The sequence below is a fragment of the Undibacterium sp. Ji22W genome, from assembly GCF_049340305.1.
Lineage (GTDB): Bacteria > Pseudomonadota > Gammaproteobacteria > Burkholderiales > Burkholderiaceae_D > Undibacterium.
This window is the reverse complement of sequence record NZ_JBMPOU010000001.1, coordinates 1,488,819-1,509,496: the sequence shown is the minus strand read 5'-3', so window position 1 is coordinate 1,509,496 and position 20,678 is coordinate 1,488,819. Positions and strand designations below refer to the sequence as shown.

The 20,678-nt window shown below is 46.5% G+C and carries 16 protein-coding genes and 1 tRNA gene; 15 read left to right on the top strand and 2 right to left on the bottom strand.

The annotated features are described in order from the left end of the window. The first annotated feature begins 42 nt into the window (after positions 1-42). The 9 genes from ACO0KW_RS06475 to ACO0KW_RS06435 all read left to right on the top strand — a co-directional run bounded on the left by ACO0KW_RS06475 (position 43) and on the right by ACO0KW_RS06435 (position 11,062). Positions 43-1,110, top strand: coding sequence for an arabinan endo-1,5-alpha-L-arabinosidase (locus ACO0KW_RS06475; RefSeq protein WP_423051755.1), 1,068 nt, complete (start codon positions 43-45; stop codon positions 1,108-1,110). 23 nt (positions 1,111-1,133) lie between these two features. Next, entirely contained in the window at positions 1,134-2,201 is a 1,068-nt protein-coding gene (locus ACO0KW_RS06470; RefSeq protein WP_423051753.1) for an aldo/keto reductase, read from the top strand. A gap of 2 nt (positions 2,202-2,203) precedes the next feature. Continuing rightward, the gene (locus tag ACO0KW_RS06465) at positions 2,204-4,603 is read left to right on the top strand and encodes a beta-L-arabinofuranosidase domain-containing protein (RefSeq protein ID WP_423051751.1); all 2,400 of its coding nucleotides are present in this window, start codon (positions 2,204-2,206) and stop codon (positions 4,601-4,603) included. A gap of 152 nt (positions 4,604-4,755) precedes the next feature. Then, entirely contained in the window at positions 4,756-5,727 is a 972-nt protein-coding gene (locus tag ACO0KW_RS06460) for an ABC transporter substrate-binding protein (RefSeq protein WP_423051749.1), read from the top strand. Positions 5,728-5,807: 80 nt separating this feature from the next. Beyond that, positions 5,808-6,257, top strand: coding sequence for an acyl-CoA thioesterase (locus ACO0KW_RS06455; RefSeq protein WP_423051747.1), 450 nt, complete (start codon positions 5,808-5,810; stop codon positions 6,255-6,257). Continuing rightward, the gene (locus ACO0KW_RS06450) at positions 6,254-7,801 is read left to right on the top strand and encodes a sugar ABC transporter ATP-binding protein (RefSeq protein ID WP_423051745.1); all 1,548 of its coding nucleotides are present in this window, start codon (positions 6,254-6,256) and stop codon (positions 7,799-7,801) included. Before ACO0KW_RS06455 ends, ACO0KW_RS06450 begins: the two co-directional genes overlap by 4 nt. Positions 7,802-7,875: 74 nt before the next feature. After that, positions 7,876-8,955 (top strand): ABC transporter permease, encoded by a 1,080-nt coding sequence (locus ACO0KW_RS06445; protein ID WP_423051743.1) that lies wholly within the window; start codon positions 7,876-7,878, stop codon positions 8,953-8,955. A gap of 6 nt (positions 8,956-8,961) precedes the next feature. Continuing rightward, positions 8,962-9,948, top strand: coding sequence for a galactofuranose ABC transporter, permease protein YjfF (yjfF, locus tag ACO0KW_RS06440; protein ID WP_423051741.1), 987 nt, complete (start codon positions 8,962-8,964; stop codon positions 9,946-9,948). 172 nt (positions 9,949-10,120) lie between these two features. Continuing rightward, positions 10,121-11,062: a LysR family transcriptional regulator gene (locus ACO0KW_RS06435; RefSeq protein WP_423052001.1), complete on the top strand. Its 942-nt coding sequence runs from the start codon at positions 10,121-10,123 to the stop codon at positions 11,060-11,062. A 555-nt stretch (positions 11,063-11,617) separates the two neighbouring features. On the opposite strand, the gene ACO0KW_RS06430 is transcribed toward ACO0KW_RS06435, so the two are convergent. Continuing rightward, on the bottom strand, positions 11,618-13,507 hold the full coding sequence (locus ACO0KW_RS06430) for an ABC transporter ATP-binding protein/permease (protein WP_423051739.1): 1,890 nt from the start codon (positions 13,505-13,507) through the stop codon (positions 11,618-11,620). 401 nt (positions 13,508-13,908) lie between these two features. Between ACO0KW_RS06430 and dusA the strand changes: the two genes are divergently transcribed. The 4 genes from dusA to ACO0KW_RS06410 all read left to right on the top strand — a co-directional run bounded on the left by dusA (position 13,909) and on the right by ACO0KW_RS06410 (position 18,105). Next, positions 13,909-14,934 (top strand): tRNA dihydrouridine(20/20a) synthase DusA, encoded by a 1,026-nt coding sequence (gene dusA / locus ACO0KW_RS06425; protein WP_423051737.1) that lies wholly within the window; start codon positions 13,909-13,911, stop codon positions 14,932-14,934. A 337-nt stretch (positions 14,935-15,271) separates the two neighbouring features. After that, positions 15,272-15,347 (top strand) — tRNA-His (locus ACO0KW_RS06420). Between the two features lie 251 nt (positions 15,348-15,598). Further along, positions 15,599-16,906: a DUF3472 domain-containing protein gene (locus ACO0KW_RS06415; RefSeq protein WP_423051735.1), complete on the top strand. Its 1,308-nt coding sequence runs from the start codon at positions 15,599-15,601 to the stop codon at positions 16,904-16,906. A 281-nt stretch (positions 16,907-17,187) separates the two neighbouring features. Continuing rightward, positions 17,188-18,105, top strand: coding sequence for a ChaN family lipoprotein (locus ACO0KW_RS06410; protein ID WP_423051733.1), 918 nt, complete (start codon positions 17,188-17,190; stop codon positions 18,103-18,105). Positions 18,106-18,232: 127 nt separating this feature from the next. Here ACO0KW_RS06410 and ACO0KW_RS06405 read toward each other — a convergent pair whose 3' ends face one another. After that, complete coding sequence (locus tag ACO0KW_RS06405; RefSeq protein ID WP_423051731.1) at positions 18,233-19,264, bottom strand: OmpA family protein; 1,032 nt, start codon at positions 19,262-19,264, stop codon at positions 18,233-18,235. Between the two features lie 193 nt (positions 19,265-19,457). Here ACO0KW_RS06405 and pnuC point away from each other — a divergent pair, with 193 nt between their 5' ends. Together pnuC and ACO0KW_RS06395 are read left to right on the top strand one after the other, a co-directional pair. Further along, a complete protein-coding gene (gene pnuC, locus ACO0KW_RS06400; protein ID WP_423051729.1) occupies positions 19,458-20,051 on the top strand; it encodes a nicotinamide riboside transporter PnuC in 594 nt (197 codons plus the stop codon). Next, a complete protein-coding gene (locus ACO0KW_RS06395; protein ID WP_423051727.1) occupies positions 20,039-20,578 on the top strand; it encodes an AAA family ATPase in 540 nt (179 codons plus the stop codon). Before pnuC ends, ACO0KW_RS06395 begins: the two co-directional genes overlap by 13 nt. Positions 20,579-20,678: the final 100 nt, after the last annotated feature.

The window sequence follows — 20,678 nt, the reverse complement described above, 5'->3', positions numbered from 1 at the left end:
TTGGTAGTAAACATCATCGACAATATTGTGGAGAACTTTGATATGCAGGTAACTTACTTAAATCGATGGATATGTTTTGTGACTTTATCGCTGGCGCTGGCTTATGCTTGCTGTACGACGCCAGTTCAAGCACAACAAGCCCAGCAAGCACCGCAAGTTAGTGTACATGATCCCGTGATGGCACAGGAAGGCGATACCTATTATCTGTTCAGTACTGGACCTGGCATTACTTTTTATAGTTCAAAAAATAAAATTGACTGGCAACTCGAAGGACGTATTTTCGCTGGCGAACCAGCTTGGGCCAAAGCCGCTGCGCCGGGCTTTAATGACCATATCTGGGCGCCCGATATACAGTTTCATCAGGGGCGCTACTATTTGTATTACTCAGTATCGAGCTTCGGCAAAAATGCCTCGGGCATAGGCGTTACGGTGAACAAGACTTTGAATCCACGCTCCCCTGATTACCAATGGCAAGACCAGGGTATGGTCTTGCAGTCGATTCCGGGTCGCGATGATTGGAATGCGATTGATCCGAATATCATCAACGATAGTCAAGGACAAGCATGGATGGCATTTGGCTCATTTTGGAATGGCATCAAGCTGGTGAAATTACATGAGAATTGGACAGCTTTAGCGCAACCGCAAGTCTGGTTCACACTAGCCCAACGTGAACGCTTGTCCTTTACGCCCGATGCCAGCGCAGGCCCTGCTGAAATCGAAGCGCCGTTTATTTTCAAGAAAAACGATTACTACTATTTATTCGTCTCTTGGGGCCTGTGTTGTAAAGGCGAGGGCAGTACTTACCATGTAGTCGTTGGACGCGCCAAGCAAGTTACTGGGCCATACCTGGATAAAACAGGCCGGGATATGGCGAAAGGTGGTGGCAGCTTGCTATTGCAAGGTAACGCGGCATGGCGAGGACTAGGCCACAACAGCGCCTATCATTTTGGCGGCAAAGATTATCTGGTACTGCATGCTTACGAAACTGCCGATAAGTATCTACAGAAATTGAAAATCCTTGAAATGCAGTGGAATGCGGACGGATGGCCAGTGGTTGATGCAAACGCGCTAGATAGTTATCAGAGTAAATTGCTGTCGACAAAAAAGTAGTACCAAAAAAAAAAGGGAATCAAATGCACTACGCCCCCAGCCCCAGTCGCTATGAAACCATGCCCTACCGTCGTTGCATAGGTGGTGTTCGTGGTTTGCCATTGCCCGCCATTTCTCTCGGGCTGTGGCAAAACTTTGGTGATATCAATCCGCTGAGCACACAAGCGGCGATGTTGCGCTACGCCTTTGATCACGGCATTACGCATTTTGATCTGGCGAATAATTATGGTCCGCCATTTGGTGCCGCCGAGCGTAATTTTGGGCGTATCTTCGCCGACAATTTTAAAGCCTATCGCGATGAAATCCTTATATCCAGCAAGGCTGGTTGGGATATGTGGCCCGGTCCCTATGGTGGCATGACCGGATCGAAAAAGCATCTGGTCGCCAGTCTCGATCAAAGTCTGCAAAGAATGGGTTTGGATTACGTCGATATTTTTTACAGTCATCGACCTGATCCCTATATTCCATTGGAAGAAACCATGAGCACTTTGGCGCAGTTGGTGCGGCAAGGGAAAGCCCTATATGTCGGCATTTCAAACTACGGCGCAGAACTGACTACACGAGCGGTCGAGCTTTTAAAAAATGAGGGACTTTCTTTAACGATCAGTCAACCCAATTACAGTCTCTTAGATCGCTGGATAGAACCGCAACTGCTGGCGGTGAATCAAGCCAGTGGGCTAGGTACTATCGTCTTCTCGCCCCTGCAACAAGGTTTTCTCACCGACAAATATTTAAATAAAATTCCTACAGACTCAAGAGCTGCGCGACTCGATTGGGTACGCGCAGGTCTGGATACGCAGACCTTAGAGCGCATCAAAGCGCTGAATTTAATTGCCCAAGAGCGTGGACAAAGCCTGGCACAAATGGCCTTGTCTTGGACTTTGCGTGATCCACGCGTGACTTCGACCTTAATCGGCGCACGCACCGTCGAGCAATTGCAAGATAGCCTGGGCGCACTGCAGAATCTGAGTTTCAGTGATGACCAATTACAGGCTATCGACCAGATTACTTTCAGTGACCCGACTATTTTTACAGCACCGGATAAAGCCAGTGGACAGGATTTGCTCGATCATCCGAATTTTCGCGCTTAGTCATGTTGATTTCACGGTCTCTGATTTTCTTGCTGTTGCAGCTCATCCTGACTGCTAGCGCTCAGGAAACTCAGCAGGTGCAAGGAAAAGTAAACCTATTTCCACTAAAAGATGTGCGGCTACAGGCAGGCCCTTTTCTCGACGCCCAAAATACGAATCTACGCTATTTACTCGCTTTAGATCCAGATAAATTGCTGGCGCCGTTTCGGCGTGAAGCTGGTTTGCCATTGCTGAAAAATAGCTATGGCAATTGGGAATCTAGCGGTCTAGACGGTCATATGGGTGGACACTATTTATCTGCCCTAGCGATGATGTTGGCAGCGACCGGTGACGCGGAAATTGCCGCACGTTTACATTACTTTATCGCCGAACTCAAAAAATGTCAGGAGAAAAATGGCAACGGCTATCTCGGCGGCATACCCGGTGGTGATACTGCTTGGCAGGAAATCGCAAAAGGAAAAGTGCAGGCGGATAATTTTTCTGTGAATGGTAAGTGGGTGCCGTGGTACAACTTGCATAAAACCTTTGCCGGCTTGCGTGACGTATGGCGCTACACCGCGAATCAAGACGCTTTGCAGATGTGGATCAAGTTTTCTGATTGGTCATTGGCCTTGACCGATTATTTGAGCGAAGCACAAATGCAAACCATGCTGAAAAGTGAGCATGGTGGTTTGAATGAGATTTTTGCGGATCTGGCCGAGATCACCGGCGAGCCAAAATATCTACGCTTAGCACAACGTTTTTCTCACCAACTATTGCTGCAGAGCCTGTTACGCAAAACAGATCAATTGACAGGTTTGCACGCGAATACTCAAATCCCGAAAGTGATCGGTTTTCAGCGCATAGCCGAGGTGAATGGCGAGCAGTCCTGGCGTGATGCTGCGCAATTTTTTTGGCAAACCGTGCACGATCATCGCAGTGTGGCGATTGGCGGCAATAGTGTGAAAGAACATTTTCATGATGCACAGGATTTCTCTTCTATGCTCAATGAAGTGGAAGGGCCAGAGACCTGCAATACCTACAATATGTTGAAGTTGACCGCGCTGCTGTTTCAAGACGAGAATCGGGACGATGCCAAGACAAAGTATAGCGATTATTATGAGCGCGCCTTGTATAACCATATCTTGTCCTCGCAGCGTCCGGAGACTGGCGGTTTTGTTTACTTCACCCCTATGCGCGCCAATCATTATCGTGTCTATTCGCAAGTTGATACGGCGATGTGGTGTTGTGTGGGATCGGGATTAGAAAACCAGGCTAAGTATGGCGAGTTTATTTATGCGCGGCGGGCAGATCATCTTTACGTGAATCTGTTTGTTAATTCCACCTTAAACTGGCGCGAACAAGGCGTACAGATAAGCCAAAATACACAATTTCCCGATCGCGAAAAAAGCACGATCACCATCCACAATGACAAACGTTTTAGCGTACATCTGCGCTATCCATCTTGGGTCGCAGCGGGGAAATTGGAAATCCGTATCAATCAAAAAATCATTCATCATCAAGCTCAGCCAGGATCGTATGTAGCGCTGTTGAGGAACTGGCGCAAGGGGGACCAAATTCAAATCCGCTTGCCTATGCGCACGCAGCTGGAAGCCATGCCAGGAAAATCAAATTATTACGCTGTCTTGCATGGACCCATTGTACTGGCGGCGAAGACATCATTATTTGAAAATGAAAGCTTGAATTTTCTGGCCGATGATAGCCGTATGGGGCATATTGCTTCTGGTCCTGTGTGTCCACAAGAATTAGCTCCAGTGTTTGTGATCGATGAAAAAAATAGAAAACATTTAGCACAAGGTTTTAAAGCAGTCGCTGGCAAATCGCTGACCTTTACAGCACCGGGTTTGATACAGGGAAAAGATGCGGAGAAGTTGGTCTTGATCCCATTCTTCCGCTTGCATGATTCTCGCTATATGTTGTATTGGCCAACTACTGATAGCGCACAATTAGGCGCGCTCCAAAGTTTGTTAGTTGGAGCAGAAGCGGAGCGCCGCGCGACCGACGCCATCACCATCGATCAAGTCGCGCCCGGCGAGCAGCAACCAGAGTCTGATCACGGATTTAAAGCAGAGGGTGCAGATACCGGTATCAATCAGGGAAAACGTTGGCGTCATGCGACTGGATGGTTTAGCTACGTTTTGAATGATAAATTGAAGGAAGCAAAAACACTGCGCTTGAGCTTTTCTAAACAGGATGCTGGCAGGACTTTTGAACTGGTGATTAATGAGCAGTGGCGGCAAGTGGTAGCGATCAACCCTAATGCCGAGAGTGATGTCTACACACAAGATTTTATTTTGCCGCAAGATTTGGTACAAGCATCGGGTGGCACCTTGCTTATTAAGTTTGTTGCGCCACCAGATGGCATTGCCGGTAGCTTATATGGTGTGCGTCTTTTACGTTGATGTTATCCCCAGCTTTCCGTCGGTTGTGATATTCGAATCAATATCAAACATCGAAAAAATGTGATTGGATCGCTATGTCACTTTCTTCTACCATCGTCCTATAAGAATTGTGAGGGGTCAGTCTTGATCCGTCCTTAATCAGGAGATGAGTCATGCGATTTTCAAAAAATGCACGCCGTGCTTTTATATTGAGTGCGGTGCTGCTTAGCAGCGCTTTTAGTACCACCAGTTGGGCACAAAAACCTTTGGTGATGGGCTTTTCTCAAGTCGGTGCCGAGAGCGAATGGCGTACCGCTAATTCCAATTCCATCAAAGATGCCGCAAAGAAAGCGGGCATCACATTGAAGTTCGCTGATGCTCAGCAAAAGCAAGAAAATCAAGTCAAAGCGATACGGTCGTTTATCGCACAAAGAGTTGATGTGATCGCTTTTTCGCCCGTAGTGGAATCAGGATGGGAAACCGTTTTACGCGAAGCAAAGGCAGCGAAAATTCCCGTGATCTTGACTGACCGAGCTGTGACAGTGAGTGACCCCAGTCTATTTGCTAGCTTTATTGGTTCTGATTTTGTCGAAGAAGGGCGACGCGCAGGTCGATGGCTGTTAGAGCGAGTCAAAAAAATGTCGAATGCCACGATCAATATTGTAGAGCTACAAGGGACGGTTGGTTCTGCACCTGCGCTTGATCGCAAGTCGGGCTTTGAACAAGTGATCGTTGTCAATCCAAAATTGAAAATCATCCGCTCGCAAACTGGCGACTTCACGCGTGCCAAAGGTAAGGAGGTGATGGAAGCGTTTCTCAAGGCACAGGGAAAGAATATCCAGGTCCTGTATGCGCACAACGACGATATGGCAATTGGTGCGATTCAGGCAATAGAAGAAGCGGGCTTGAAACCCGGTCAGGATATTTTGGTGATTTCTATCGACGGCGTCAAAGGCGCGTTTGAAGCGATGATCGCGGGCAAACTGAATGTGACAGTGGAATGTAATCCTTTGCTCGGGCCGCAATTGATGCAATTGGCTGCCGATGTGGTGGCAGGCAAAACCGTACAGAAACGTATCACCACTTTGGAAGGCGTGTTTCCCGCTGAAGTGGCAGTCAAAGAATTCCCAAATCGTAAGTATTGATTTGGTCAGTATTGATTTCGTCACTATTGATTGTGAATTTGTGCAATTGAATTACTTGATTAGAAAACTCTCCCAACATTATGCCTTTCTCCAAACACCAATTAACGATGACGGTATTGATGACGCCTGACTTGGCGAATTTTGCTGGCAATGTACATGGCGGTACGATCCTAAAATTTTTGGATCAAGTCGCCTACGCTTGCGCGACGCGTTACGCTGCCTGTTATGCGGTCACACTATCGGTGGATAAAGTCACTTTTCTACAGCCAATTCATGTCGGTGAATTGGTCAGTTTTTTAGCTTCGGTAAATTACACCGGACGTAGTTCTATGGAGATAGGCATTAAGGTTTTGGCAGAGAATATTCAGGCGCAAACGGTACGTCATGCGAATAGCTGTTTCTTCACCATGGTGGCGGTCGATGAAAACGGCAAACCAAAACCAGTGCCAACACTGCAGCCACAAACTGAAGACGAGTTACGACGCTTTGCTGAAGCGCAGGTGCGCAAACAAGCCAGGGCGAGTGCATGATGGTGGCGGATACGACAAGTGCAACAGCTGTGCTGGAACTACAAGGCATTTGCAAATCATTTGCAGGCGTGCGCGCATTGCATCACGCAGGTTTGCGTTTGTTCGCGGGCGAAGTACATACTTTGATGGGGCAAAATGGTGCGGGTAAATCGACGCTGATTAAAGTGCTCACCGGTGTATACACGCCCGATCATGGCAACATCTTATTAGACGGAAAAGCGATACAAGCGCGTTCGACTATGGATGCGCAAAATCTTGGCATCAGTACCGTGTATCAAGAGGTGAATCTCTCCCCCAATTTATCGGTTGCAGAAAATATTTTTATTGGACGCTATCCCAAGCGTTTTGGCCTGATCGCCTGGCGCGTTATGCAGAAGCAAGCGCAGCAAGTGCTGAAGGAAATAGGTTTAGAAATTGACGTCAAACAAAAGTTAGAAAACTATCCGTTAGCGATACAACAAATGGTAGCGATTGCTCGTGCCTTGAATATTTCGGCCAAAGTATTGATTTTGGATGAACCGACGTCCAGTCTCGATGAACATGAAGTACAACAGCTATTTTCCGTGCTGCGGCGCTTGCGTGAACAAGGTATGGCGATACTATTTGTCACGCATTTTCTCGAGCAGACCTACGCGATTTCTGATCGCATTACGGTGATGCGAGATGGTGAGCGTGAAGGCGAATATCTGACTGGCGATTTGCCGCGTTTGGAGCTGATTAATCGTATGCTGGGCGTGCCGAATCCGCAGCAACTTACTGATCAAGGAAATGTGCCAGTCAACACTGTTGCCGAGCTAATACCGGCGACTGACAAAGAAATTTTATTGGAAACGCATGCGCTAGGTCGTCGTGGCGCATTGCAAGCGGTTGATCTCAGCATACGCCGCGGTGAAGTCGTGGGATTGTGTGGTTTGCTCGGTTCAGGGCGTACCGAGCTGGCGCGCTTATTGTTTGGTGCAGATATTGCTGATAGTGGCAGCATGCAGATACAAAGTGTGCAACATCGCTTTTTTAAACCCCAACACGCAATACGGCAAGGGATCGCTTTCTGTTCGGAAGACCGCAAACACGAAGGTGCTTTGTTGACGCTTTCTGTGCGTGAAAATATGATGCTGGCCTTGCAAGTGCAACGCGGCCTATTGCATGCGATTTCCGATAGTGAGCAAGCGCAGGTGGTGCAAACGTATATCGATAAATTGGGTATCAAAACCGAGAATATGGAAACTGCGATCGGAAGTTTGTCCGGCGGCAATCAACAGAAAGTTTTGTTGGCGCGCTGGCTGATTACCAATCCAAAATTATTGATACTCGATGAACCCACGCGTGGTATCGACATTAGTGCCAAGCAAGAAATTATGGACTATGTGCGTTCATTATGTCAGCAGGGATTGTCGATATTATTTATCTCCTCTGAGCTAGCGGAAGTTTTGCAGTATAGCGATAAGATCGTTGTGATGCGTGAGCGCAAAACATGTGGTGAATATCAAAAAACAGACCTTGATGAGACGACTGTTTTACGGCTGATCGCGGGAGAAGCGGCATGATAGAAAATGACGGTAATCGCTTCAGCAGAAATCCAAACCGAAATTCAAACCACAGTATAAACAGCCGCCCAGAAATGCCCAGCAAACTACCGACGCCATCTTGGCTCATGCAAACTTTTCAGCAACCACTGCTTCGCCCGCTAGCCGCATTGTTTACCTTACTGTTGATCGCTTTGATTGCGATACCGGGCTTTTTTCAATTAGAAATGAAAGGCGGACATTTGTATGGCAGCCTGATTGATATTTTGAATCGCGCGGCCCCTTTGATGATAACGGCGATCGGTATGACTTTGGTCATCGCAATACGCGGCATCGATATTTCGGTAGGCGCCGTGGTCGCCTTGTCTGGCACGGTCGCTGCAATGCTGGTCGGCGGTAATTTGATGATGCACAATGGCGTACCTGAGTATGTTAGCCGTATCCCCATGGGCTGGGCATTGTGCGCGGCGCTCGGCGTGGCATTATTGTGTGGCTGTTGGAATGCACTCTTGGTCGGCGTACTTGGCTTACAAGCCATTGTTGCGACTTTGATTTTAATGGTGGCCGGACGTGGCTTGGCGCAACTATTGACCGATGGTCAGATCATCACAGTGTATTACCCGCCATTCTTTTTTCTCGGCAGCGGTTATTTATTTGGCCTGCCATTTTCTGTGACTGTGGTGTTGACGGTCTTTGCGTTAACCACATTCTTGATGCAAAAAACGGCCTTAGGGTTGTTTATTAAGTCAGTAGGAATCAATCCGATCGCCGCTCGCATGGTCGGCATCAAAACTACGGCACTGATTTTCTTCGCCTATATGTTTTGCAGTGCTTGTGCAGGTCTGGCGGGTTTGATGATCAGTGCCAATATCAAAAGTGCCGACGCGAATAACGCTGGCTTGCTATTAGAGCTCGATGCCATACTCGCAGTAACTCTGGGTGGCACTTCTTTGGGGGGCGGCAAATTTAGTCTGGCGGGTAGTGTGATCGGCGCACTGATCATTCAAACTTTGACGTCGATTATTTACTCTATCGGCGTCGCACCTGAAGTGAATATGGTGGTGAAAGCGCTGGTGGTGTTTGCCGTATGTATTTCGCAGAGTTCAGAATTCAAATCCCTATGGCAGCGTTGCTTTAAATCTGTAATTTCAAATTTATCGTATGGAAAGGTGTAAGCGTTGATGAAATCCTCTTCCAGTCTCGTTCGACATTTGCTAAATGCGCCTTACTTCACGTCCTTAGTAACGGTATCACTGTTGCTTTTGATGTTGGTCGCCGGTGGTGTGGCTTACACGGGATTTCTTTCGGTACAGGTACTCTGCAATCTCTTAATCGATAATGCTTATTTACTGATACTTGCCACCGGCATGGGCTTGGTGATTTTATCTGGCGGTATCGATTTGTCCGTCGGTTCGGTGATGGCTTTAAGTACCATGCTGTGCGCTTACTTTTTGCAAAGCTGGCAGTGGCCCGCATTGATTGTGATTCCTATCGTCTTGTTTCTGGGGGCGCTGTTCGGTGCGGTGATGGGGGGCATGATTCATTACTTCAAATTGCAAGCTTTTATCGTCACCCTGGGGGGCATGTTTTTGGCTCGTGGTATCTGCTACCTGATCAGTATCAACTCCATCACGATTGAAGATCAATGGTTCGTGTCTTTGTCCCACATGCAATTTACGGTGTTGGACGCTTTCATTTCGCCCGGTGTAGTGATCGCTCTGTTGATGTTAGTTGTGACCATCATTGTTGCGCATTACACAGCCTTTGGCCGCACTGTATATGCGATAGGTGGCAACGAGCAATCGGCGTTGATGATGGGGCTGCCAGTCGCTAGAAATAGAATCTTGGTGTACGCATTTAGCGGTTTTTGTGCGGCACTGGCGGGTGTGGTGTTTTCGTTTTATATGTTGTCTGGTTATGCGCTGCATGCACAAGGCGCAGAGTTAGATGCGATTGCGGCAGTTGTGATAGGTGGCACTTTGCTCAGCGGTGGCGTGGGCTATATTGCGGGCGCACTTTCTGGCGTTTTTGTACTAGGCACAATACAAAGTTTAATCGCTTTCGATGGCACGCTAAGTTCCTGGTGGACCAAGATCGTGATAGGCGCTTTGCTCTTAATTTTCTGCGTGGTGCAACGCCTGATGCAAGTCGGTGCTAGGCGCTTATGAACTTGCTATTGTGGAAGTTATTAACTTTGTGCAAAGGTCGACAGGCTAAAACAACACAAATTACTAAGTCCGGGAAATTTATTCTCCATAAATGCTACGAAAATACTGCAAAAGTCATGCGCGCAATTGGCATAAGGTATGATTTCGTCATTAACGACCTATGAATTTACTCGTGGACAAACTGAATCCCAACTGGTTTTTAAAAGCCCGTTTAAAAACCCGCCAGCTCTTGCTGTTGATCGCATTGGATGACCATCGCAATATTCATCGCGCTTCCGATGCTTTGCATATGACACAACCGGCGGCTTCCAAACAGCTCAAAGATTTGGAAGAAATGTTGAACGTCTTATTGTTTGAACGCCTGCCACGCGGCATGGAACCGACGATTTATGGCGAGACCATGATACGTCATGCGCGTATGGCACTGAATAATTTGTCTCTAGCGCATGATGATATTGTCGCGCTCAAGGCGGGTCTTACCGGGCAAGTAGAGGTCGGTACGATTATGACTCCGGGTATGGGCTTGTTGCCAAAAGCAATCGCTCGTATTAAACAGCAAGCCCCTTTGATGCGTATCGGAGTGCATATGGAAACCAGCAATATCCTGCTCGATATGCTGCAAAGAGGCACACTAGATTTCGTGGTTGGTCGCATTATAGAAAGAGAAAACAGCGCCGAACTCAATTACGAAGAACTCACCGATGAGCCAGCCTGCGCGGTCGTACGGGTCGGGCATCCACTCGCGAAGAGCAAAAATTTACAACTTAAAGACATTTCAAATTTGCCCTGGATTTTGCCTCCGCATGGCAGTATCTTGCGCCATCGTTGCGATATGATGTTCCGGCGTGCAGGCTTAGAGCCGCCGATTAATGCTGTCGATTCGACCGCATTGCTTTTTATCGGTGCTTTGTTGCGCGAGACTGATTCGTTAAGTGTTATGCCTATCGAAGTCGCTAAATATTATGCGTCCTTGAATGTATTAAGTATTTTGCCCATCGAGTTGCCATGCAAGATGGACGCTTTCGGAATTATTACAAAGCAAAATTACTTAATGTCCCCAAGCGCAGAACTGTTAATCAATGCAGTGCGTTTTGCCGCTACCGAAATCTATTAGCTAACCAAAAAAATGGTAACCGGGCTCCAGATGCTTCGTCGCTTTTATAGCGTCGGATGAAGGGAGCCGGTGTCAAAAAATTGGTTGCAATCAATTTGACATCGTGCATTGCGAAATAATCTTTGTACGAAACAAGGACTTCCCCTAATTCGTAGACAAAACTTAACTTCTACATTGGCGTTGTTAAAAATCGAGGGAATTCATTCGATTTAATTACTGTGCTGCCACTTGCGATCGTAAAACGCTTTATTTGGATCAAGTTTTTAATCCAGTAGCCTAGCTTTGACCATAATAATAACTAACTATTAATTGCATTTAATGAAATTTTATGTGGGTATTTACAGTCTCTAACTTGCTATTTGTAATAGCTAAAAATGAGAAAAATCTATAAGCCATGCGGTTCTCAGCGTGATTGGCATCAATTGGCATTTTTAATGCGGACTTCGATAATGTATTAACCCTACTTCGCAATCTTGCGAAAATAAGTAGGTCAACAGAGGGGGGAGGGCGTCACAGTACAGCCGAGAAGTAACCCATTTTCGTTTGTTGAGACTGTTACTTCGAGTGACGGTTGTCCAAATTGATAAATGTTGTGTCAAACTGGTAAGCACTTGCCTCATGCAGCTTCCATGCTCCATCACCGAGCAACTGCAGAACATGGGTATGGTACTGCAGTACCGCGGGCCGATGCGCGATACTGATCAGTGTAACGCCGCTCTCGCGTAGACGCGCATACAGAGCCGACTCATTGGCACTGTCAAGCGCACTGGTTGCCTCATCGAGAATGACAATGCTAGGCGCATGGACCAAAACGCGTGCGAAAGCAATGCGCTGCTGCTCGCCGACAGACAATAGCTTCTCCCAGTCATTTACCGCAGATAAACCACCTACTCGTTCGGACAATTGCGGTAGATACACCTGACTCAGAATCTCTAGCAATTGCTTGTCGCTTAGTTCAGAGTTCACGCTAGGGTAGATCAATTGGCTGCGCAGCGTACCCATCTGTAAATAGGGTTGCTGCGGCAGAAAGAAGAAATCCGCCAACGGCGGATGATGGATGAGGCCGCTACCGGTGTTCCATAATCCGGCAATCGCCCGCAATAGCGAACTTTTGCCGCAACCGCTGTCCCCGGTAATAAGCAGCGCTTCACCGCGTTGCAATACCAAGCTCAGATCCTTGATAAGCACACGCTGCGAGTGCGGCGGACGCAGTGTGAGTGATTCTAGCGCGAGCTGTGTGCCAAGACGAAGTTGAATTCGCACGGACTCGACCTCAGTTGCTGATTCTGGTGTTAACGGCGGCAATACGAGGTCAGATAGCGCCTGCAGGCGTCCAACGCCAGCCACGAAGCGGCTCAGGCTCTCAAAGTTTTCCACTATCATCCCTACCGCCCCAAGCACGGCAGCGAATGCCCCGACCGCCTGCGTCGCTCTCCCTACCTCCAGCTCGCCGGATAAGACTTGCTGGGCAAGTATTGCCACCGGCAACACCAAAGTAAGTTGACTGAACGTGCGCTGATACAGATTAAGAGAACGCTGCTTCTTGATCAGTTTGTCGTAGTTTTGGATCACCCGGTGAAGCTTGCCGTCAATATGCGCGCGTTCCTGAGCTTCGCCGCGGTAAAAGGCGATCGATTCGGCATTTTCGCGTACACGCATCAGGCTGTAACGGAAGTCCGCCTCGCGTCGCAGTTGCCAAAAGTTTAGGTGAATCAATGGATTGCCGAATGCATAAAGTGCAGCACCGGTACCGATGAGGGCGTACATCACTAATACGCCGACCAGCAAATGCGAAATCGACCATAGCACAGTACTAAATGCCACTAGCTGCATGGCAGATCCCAAAAAAATGAGCAGGAAATTGATGGACCTACCTGTAAAGGTATTAATGTCTTCGCTGATGCGCTGGTCCGGGTTATCCAAATCGCTGTTTGCACCCAGTGCATAGTATCTACGATCTTTAAGATAGCCGTCGAGAAAGCGTCCGCTGAGCCAGAGTCTCCAACGATTCGCAAATAGGTCACGCATGTAATAGTAAAAAGCGTAAGTGGGCACTGCAAATACCAGCACAATCAGGCAGGTGCGCATGGATGCCCAAAAGCGTACGCCTTCTTTTGCCGCCAATGCTGAAGTCATCTCGCCAGCCTGATCGTTCAGCATGACTGCGAACTTAGTTTCAAACAGCATTAACACGATCAGCAGCACCAAGAGGATCCAGGCTGCCTTCCATTCTTCGCCCAGCCAGTAAGGCTTAGCGACAGCAATAAATTGCCGCCATGCATGGGGTGACAAAAACGCGGTGCGGCGCTTCTTAGGTGGTGTCCGCACATCTGCAGTTTCCACATTGGGGCGCATGTTGCTTAAGATAGTCATGGTCAGATTCTGTGGATGGTTCTTTTTAAGTATCGGATCTGGCACGATATCGTTCTGTGCGGAAACAGACATAGTCCTGCCAAGCAGGATGAAAAACGGGAAATTTACGATGCGTGGCAATGATGTGTGCTGGTCGCGCTTATAAAGCTTTGCAAGTTCGTTTTTGTTTAGCGAAAAGGCGTGTTTCCACTAATCTCTTTCACGTATCGTTCAATTATTTGTTAACAGTAATTCCAGTCAAACTACATGCATCTTTAACTGTAATGCGTTCATCTGGGTTTCAACCTCCTGTGCTCACATCCGTACCTTGTCTTTTGTTGGAAAGGATTTGCTGATAGACTTACGCCCCTTACGGCGGATATCTGCGACCCCTTAGCCATTTTTATGCGCTGAAAAATCCGTAATAGATCCGTAGTGCGCCTCCAAAAACGCATAAGTTTGATTAAGTTTAAATAAGATTGATTGTTGAATAAATGAAGTCTGTCATAGAGAAAAGCCCCGTAAAGCCAAGTAGACGCTTATCTGTAGCACCCATGATGGATTGGTCTGATCGCCATTGTCGTTTATTTCATCGCTATATTTCTCGTCATACTTGGCTGTATACCGAAATGGTAACAACTGGCGCTATTTTGCATGGTGATATTGCCCGTCATCTGGATTTTAATTTGGAAGAACACCCGGTTGCTTTACAACTCGGCGGGAGTGAGCCTGCTGATCTGGCACTTGCAGCAAAGCGTGGCCAAGAATGGGGGTACGACGAGATTAATTTAAATTGTGGTTGCCCTTCAGAACGCGTACAAAAGGGCGCCTTCGGTGCTTGCTTAATGGCTGAACCAACGCTTGTAGCCGATTGCGTAAAAGCGATGCGAGATGTGGTTGATATTGACGTCACAGTTAAGCATCGAATCGGAATTAATGATGTCGACTCATATCCATTTGTGCGTGATTTTGTCGGACAGATTGCAGATGCAGGTTGCAAAACTTTTGTTGTGCACGCACGCAATGCGATCTTGAAAGGTTTATCCCCTAAAGAAAATCGTGAAGTACCACCGCTTAAATATGAATACGCATATCAGTTGAAAAAAGATTTTCCTGCGCTGGAAATCATTATTAATGGCGGGATAAAAACATTGGAAGAAATTGACTTGCATTTGCAAAAAGTCGATGGCGTCATGTTGGGACGTGAGGCTTATCATAATCCTTACATAATGAGTAGTTTTGATGCCCGCTATTATGGCGACGATACTGCCGTGAAGTCGCGTGAAGAAGTCGTGAAAGCCATGTTGCCCTACATCGCACACCAGCTTCAAAAATATGGTGATAATGGTAAAGGCCTAAAATTAAATAGCATTACACGTCATATGCTAGGATTAACTTTCGGCTTGGTTGGTGCTCGCGCATTTCGTCAAACCTTGTCAGATACAAAAAAACTTGCCTCTGGTAATCCTGAGTTGTTATGGGAAGCAATGCTCAAAGTACAGGCTGCAAACGCTACTTAGTCGTTGGGTTTTATCTGATGTGGTGTGATGAGATGTTTCAAATTTGCTGAACTCGTAATAAATTGTAATAAATCCGATTGCGGCAGGCAGGATTAACTATATTGAAGATGTTTGTTGAGTTTGTTGTAATCCTGTCCTTGAGAGGATATTGACCCGCTAAATTTTAGCGGGTTTTTTTTGCTTTGAATTTATCTCGGTCTGCAACCGCGAAAATTGGCCTTTTTGATTAGTCATTCTGCTCCCACGAATCGAATTTTGAAAACATTTGCCTGAATTGACAATTTCTCGTATAATGCGAGGCTCGCTTGATGGCAACATCGTTAAGTTGAATTCAGTGGTGGTCGTAGCTCAGTTGGTAGAGTCCAGGATTGTGATTCCTGTTGTCGTGGGTTCGAGCCCCATCGTCCACCCCACTAGATTTAAATAAAAAAGCCCGCTTCTTGCGGGCTTTTTTATTTTCTGCATTTTTCTACACTTCCGTTATTTTTTGTACATGAGCCGTCAAGAATATATCGCTGGCAGTGATTTTTTACCCTCCCTACAATAAAAAAAGAAAATATTGAATTGATAAGCAAATGGCGTTTTGTCAGTGCCGCGTTCGGCTGATAGCCCAAATTGCGGATCAACTCTATTTTCACATTCAGAAAACTCAAGGGAGATGTAAATGAACAAAAGCAAAAAGATGGGATTCATAGCGTTGATTGCTATGGCAATGATCGGGTGTGGTGGGCAGTCAGACGCACAAAAGATGAGTGCAAGTGACAATATGGCGCCACCAGCAACCGCCTATAACGCCACGGTCAATTTAGGAGGTAATGCGTTTATTACGAGCGCAGGTACAGGCGCAGGGGAAATTATCAATGACAATGGTTTGGCGAATTGGACGAACGCATCGACGATCACCAGCGTCTATTTTCGTTTGACACAAACAGGGCAATTGAAATTAGGATTAGTTGCACGTTTGTCCGGTTCGACCGCAAGCACCGTCAAAGTGAGTATTAATGGGACTGCTTATAACGTTAATTTAAGTGGGTCGAATTCTAAAACCTATGATGTTGGTACTGTCAATATTGCCGCACCGGGATATGTCAGAGTGGACTTGCAGGGCGTCAGCAAAAACGGTGGGTATTTTGGTGATGTCTCCGCTGTAAAAATTGCCGGGACAGCAGCAACTAGCGGAATGAATTATGCAGACGATGCGGCGAATTATTATTGGTCGCGTCGTGGCCCATCGGTTAATTTTGGTTACAGCACACCGGCAAATACCGAGTATTTCTATAACGAGATGACGATTCCGGCGGGCGAAGATAAGATTGGTTCCTACTTCATGGCAAATGGCTTTTCGCAGGGCTATATGGGCATACAGGTTAAGTCCACCACTGAGCGTTGGATTTTGTTTTCTGTCTGGGATGCTGATAATGGTGGTAAAACGACTCTGGTGAGGAAAGGTACTGGGGTCGTCGACAATAGCTTTGGTGGTGAAGGCACCGGTGGGCAGAGTTATTTGGTATATAACTGGGTTGCTGGAAATACCTACAAATTTATCACCCGCGCTATTCCCGATGGGGCAGGCAGTACCTTATATTCTGCCTGGTTTTATGCTCCAGAGACCGCGTCTTGGCGTTTTATCGCAACGTGGAAACGTCCTAGTACAACGACCTATTTAACTGGGAATCACTCTTTCCTTGAGAATTTCATTGATACGAATGGCTATTTGGGGCGCAAAGTATTGGTTGGAAATCAGTGGGCACGCAATACGTCTGGTGTGTGGAGTGAGGTCACGCAAGGCCAATTCAACGGCGATGCAACTGCTGCAAACAAACAACGTATGGATTTTGCCGGTGGCTTGGAAAACGGAAAATTCTATATGCGAAATGGTGGTTTCTTCGCAAATTATGTCACCTTGGGACAAACGTTTAATCGCCCCGCAACAGGCATTGCGCCGAGCGTGAATGTAGCGACATTGCCGTAAAAAACTTGCGAACGAATCTGATTGGTTCGTTCGCAGATGTGTCATACACTCGTCATACTGAAACTTTACAATAGGAACATCTGCTGTACATACAACCGATATGTATGATGGCAGGCAGGTGTGCATTGTCCGGCTCGTTCCGGGCAGCACACCGATATTGTTTGCCTACTGCATCGATCTCATTCCTTGTGTAAAATCCCTGACCTTTTCTCTATATTTTATTGTCTTGCGGTAAGAAATTAGCTGCGATATAGTGATTTTTTCGTTTCTGAAAGATGACTATGCGTGCTATTTTTTCTCTGATGTTTTGTTTTGCTTTTCTGCCTTTTGCAGCACAAGCACAAAATCTTTCGCCAGTTCAACATCCATTGTCCGGTAAGATCGTGAATGCACAGGCTGCATATGTTACAGAGCAACGGGCCTTCGATTTAGTACGGCAATATCGATATGTCTTCGTTGGCGAAAAACACGATAATCCTACACATCATCAACTCGAACAACGTCTAATTCAAGAGCGGTTCAAAGCTCCAACGCAAGTGCCGCAAGGACGTGTCGTGTTTGAAATGTTGGATAGTAGTCACGAAGCCGCGATTGCTCAGCTTCAACCAACAGATACCTTGGAGCACATGAAAAGTACCCTTAATTGGCCTACAAAAGGTGGCTGGGATTGGGCGGCTTATTCACCGTCGTTTCAAGAAGCATTGAAAAATTCTGCTTTGGCCGCTGGGAATATTGATCGGCAATTTATTACTAGCGTCTATAAAAATGGCGAGAAGAATTTTGTCGATGTCCCTAGATTCTCTACCGCCATCAATCCACCAGAAGCGTTGAAAAACTATTTGCTTGACCAGATATTTGCGTCGCATTGTGGCATGCAAAGCCGTGAGACCTTGATGCCGATGTTGCACATACAATTAGCGAAAGACGCGAGTATGGCATCGGCAATGGCAGCGACGCCAGCCGCGATGCTGATCGCTGGCGGAGAACACGTACGTGCGGAAACTGGCGCCCCTTGGCATTTACGAAAAAAACAGCCAAGTGCTGAGGTGATGGTGCTACAAATTGTAGAAGTGCAGGCGGGCAACGTTGATGTGGCTAGCTATATTAAAAAGGCAGGCGTCGCTGATCTGTACTGGTTCACTGAGGCGACCGAAGCGAAAGATTATTGTGCCGGCGTGAAAGGAAAAGCGGCGCAGTAATTCATGTTCACTTTCTTTTAAATTGGCAAAAAAAGGCGCGCAATTTGAATTGCGCGCCTTTTTTTCTTGATTAAACTGAACTAGTAATTTAATCCACGTAATTAATTTTCGTGCTCAATTCAGTGAATTAATTTACGCGACGTTCGAAAGTCATTTGTTCGATTTCTACCCGGCGATTTGGCTCAAGGCATTTGATCAAGTCTGTGCGTTTTTTGTTGTTGCAAGTGACTACCGGATTCGCTTCACCTTTACCGACCGCGTTCAAACGGCCTGCAGCGACACCACTACTGACCAGATAATCACGTACAGCAATTGCGCGTTTCTCAGATAATTTCAAATTGTATTTGTCTGAACCTAAACGGTCAGTGAAACCTGAAATCACAACATTGGAAACATTCGGTGTTTCTTTTAATGCTTTCGAGATTTCATCTAATTTTGGTTGAGAGCTCGCTAATACGGCGCTATCAAAGGCAAATAATTCTGTCGACGACAAAGTGTATTTTTCAAATTTTGGTGCCGGTGGTGGTGCTGGCGGTGGAACTTCTTTTTTTACTTCGACGATTGGTTCTGGTTTTGGTTCTTCTTTAACGACTGGCACAGGTTTTGCAACTTTGTCGAAAAAGTAGTTCAGACCGACCGATGCGTAAGTTGTGTAAGCCCTTTTGAAATTATATTCAAGACCAGTAAGGTACGCCATATTGCGACGCACATCTGCTTGCAAACTTAACTGTTCAGTCAATTGTGCTTGCAAACCGATACCGGCACCGAGGAATGGTGCACTCTTAGATTTGACTGAGGATAGTTTAGAAAACTTGTCGTGTTGACCGCCAACGCTGAATAACAAGAATGGATGCACAGCTTCGCGCGATTGCATGTACAAAGCATCGATACTCATCAAGTTTTGCTTGTATGTCGTGCCAGCTTCTTTTGTACGAGCACTGATGCCGCCTAATTGAACATCCCAGCTTTGGTTAACAGCTTTACCAAAACGCAGACCGAGACCTTGGCCGTCTTTTGTTATGCCAAAACGATTGTCTGTATTGGTGTAATTTGCACTAGGAGCGACATACCAAGAAGGATTAAGGTCGAGATTTTGTGCTAAAACGTGAGCGCTGCTGGTTGTGCCGATGAGTGCAAGTGCTAATGCGATTTTTTTCATAGGGTTTCTCATGATTAGTTGCGAAATGGTCAGAAATTTGAACTGGCGAATTGTATCCTGAATGATAAAAGTTGAAGGTCAAAAATTGTTACATCTTCGACAATTGGATGTGTAAATTTATGCATCGTTTCGTCTGAAATTTGTTATGCTGCGGCACGCATAAACACGGTCAACATAGTTGATAAATCTTCTTATGAATATAAGCTTGCCTTTAATGTGGGGTTGGGTCACCACACCTCTTGAGTTAACCTCATTTCTCTTGTCTGTCATTACGGTGGCATTGAATATCCGGCAAATACATTGGGGCTGGATGTTTTCCATCTTGTCATCTCTCCTGTACTGCGCCGTATTTTTTGATGCGAGACTTTACGGTGATAGCGGTTTGCAAGTAGTGTTCGTGCTGGTCTCAATATGGGGTTGGGCACAATGGTGGCGTCATGGAGATGTGTCGCCACCATTGGTAGTCACACGGTTAGATCGCTTTGGGCGAATATTTTCGGTGCTGGCAAGTTTGCTGATTTTTGCCGCTTTATATTTCTTTCTAAAATCGGCGACAGATACAGACGTACCGTTGGCAGATAGTTTCTTAACCGCTGGTAGCTTAGCGGGACAAATTTTATTGTCGAGAAAGAAGTTGGAAAACTGGTATGTGTGGATCGTTGTCGATGTTTTGTATGTGGCACTTTACGTCTATAAAAACCTGATGTTGACTGCCGTGTTGTACGCTATTTTTGTCGTGATGGCGATCATAGGTGCACGTACTTGGAGGGCTTTATGTCCAAAATGATAGAAGTAAATTTTGTGCAAAGAATAGTGATTTTGGGAGCAGAGTCATCTGGTAAGTCGCAACTGGCAGAAGCATTGGCCAAGCATTATCAGACTGTGTGGGTGCCTGAATACCTGCGAGAATTTGTGGAGCTTAAGCAGCGTGTACCATTAGAAGAGGAGCAGCTGCAAATTGCAATGACGCAGCTTGAGCGTGAACATGACTTATCGAGCAATGCAAAAAAATGGCTTTTTTGTGACACCTCGCCAATGATGACGGCACTGTATAGCCGATATTACTTCAAGCGACTTCCCGCTCCGTTGGAGGTGCTTGATTTGCAGCATGACTATGACTTCACCATCGTGACCGCGCCTGATATCCCTTGGGTCGCAGATGGTCTGCAAAGAGAATCACCCGCTGTCAGGCAACAAATACATGCGCAATTGGTTGAGACGCTAGATGAACGTGACATCCCATTTTTGTTGGTGGAAGGGACTTTGGACGAGCGCCTTAAACAAGTAATTTTTACTTTAGATTTTTTGAGTTGAGAGGTGTATGCGATCGATCCTTCAGTTTCGCCTCAACGGCAGAAGCAGAAGGATCAATGCAGGGGAGAGTAAGCTTAAGTCTGCTTGAATTGTATTCGCT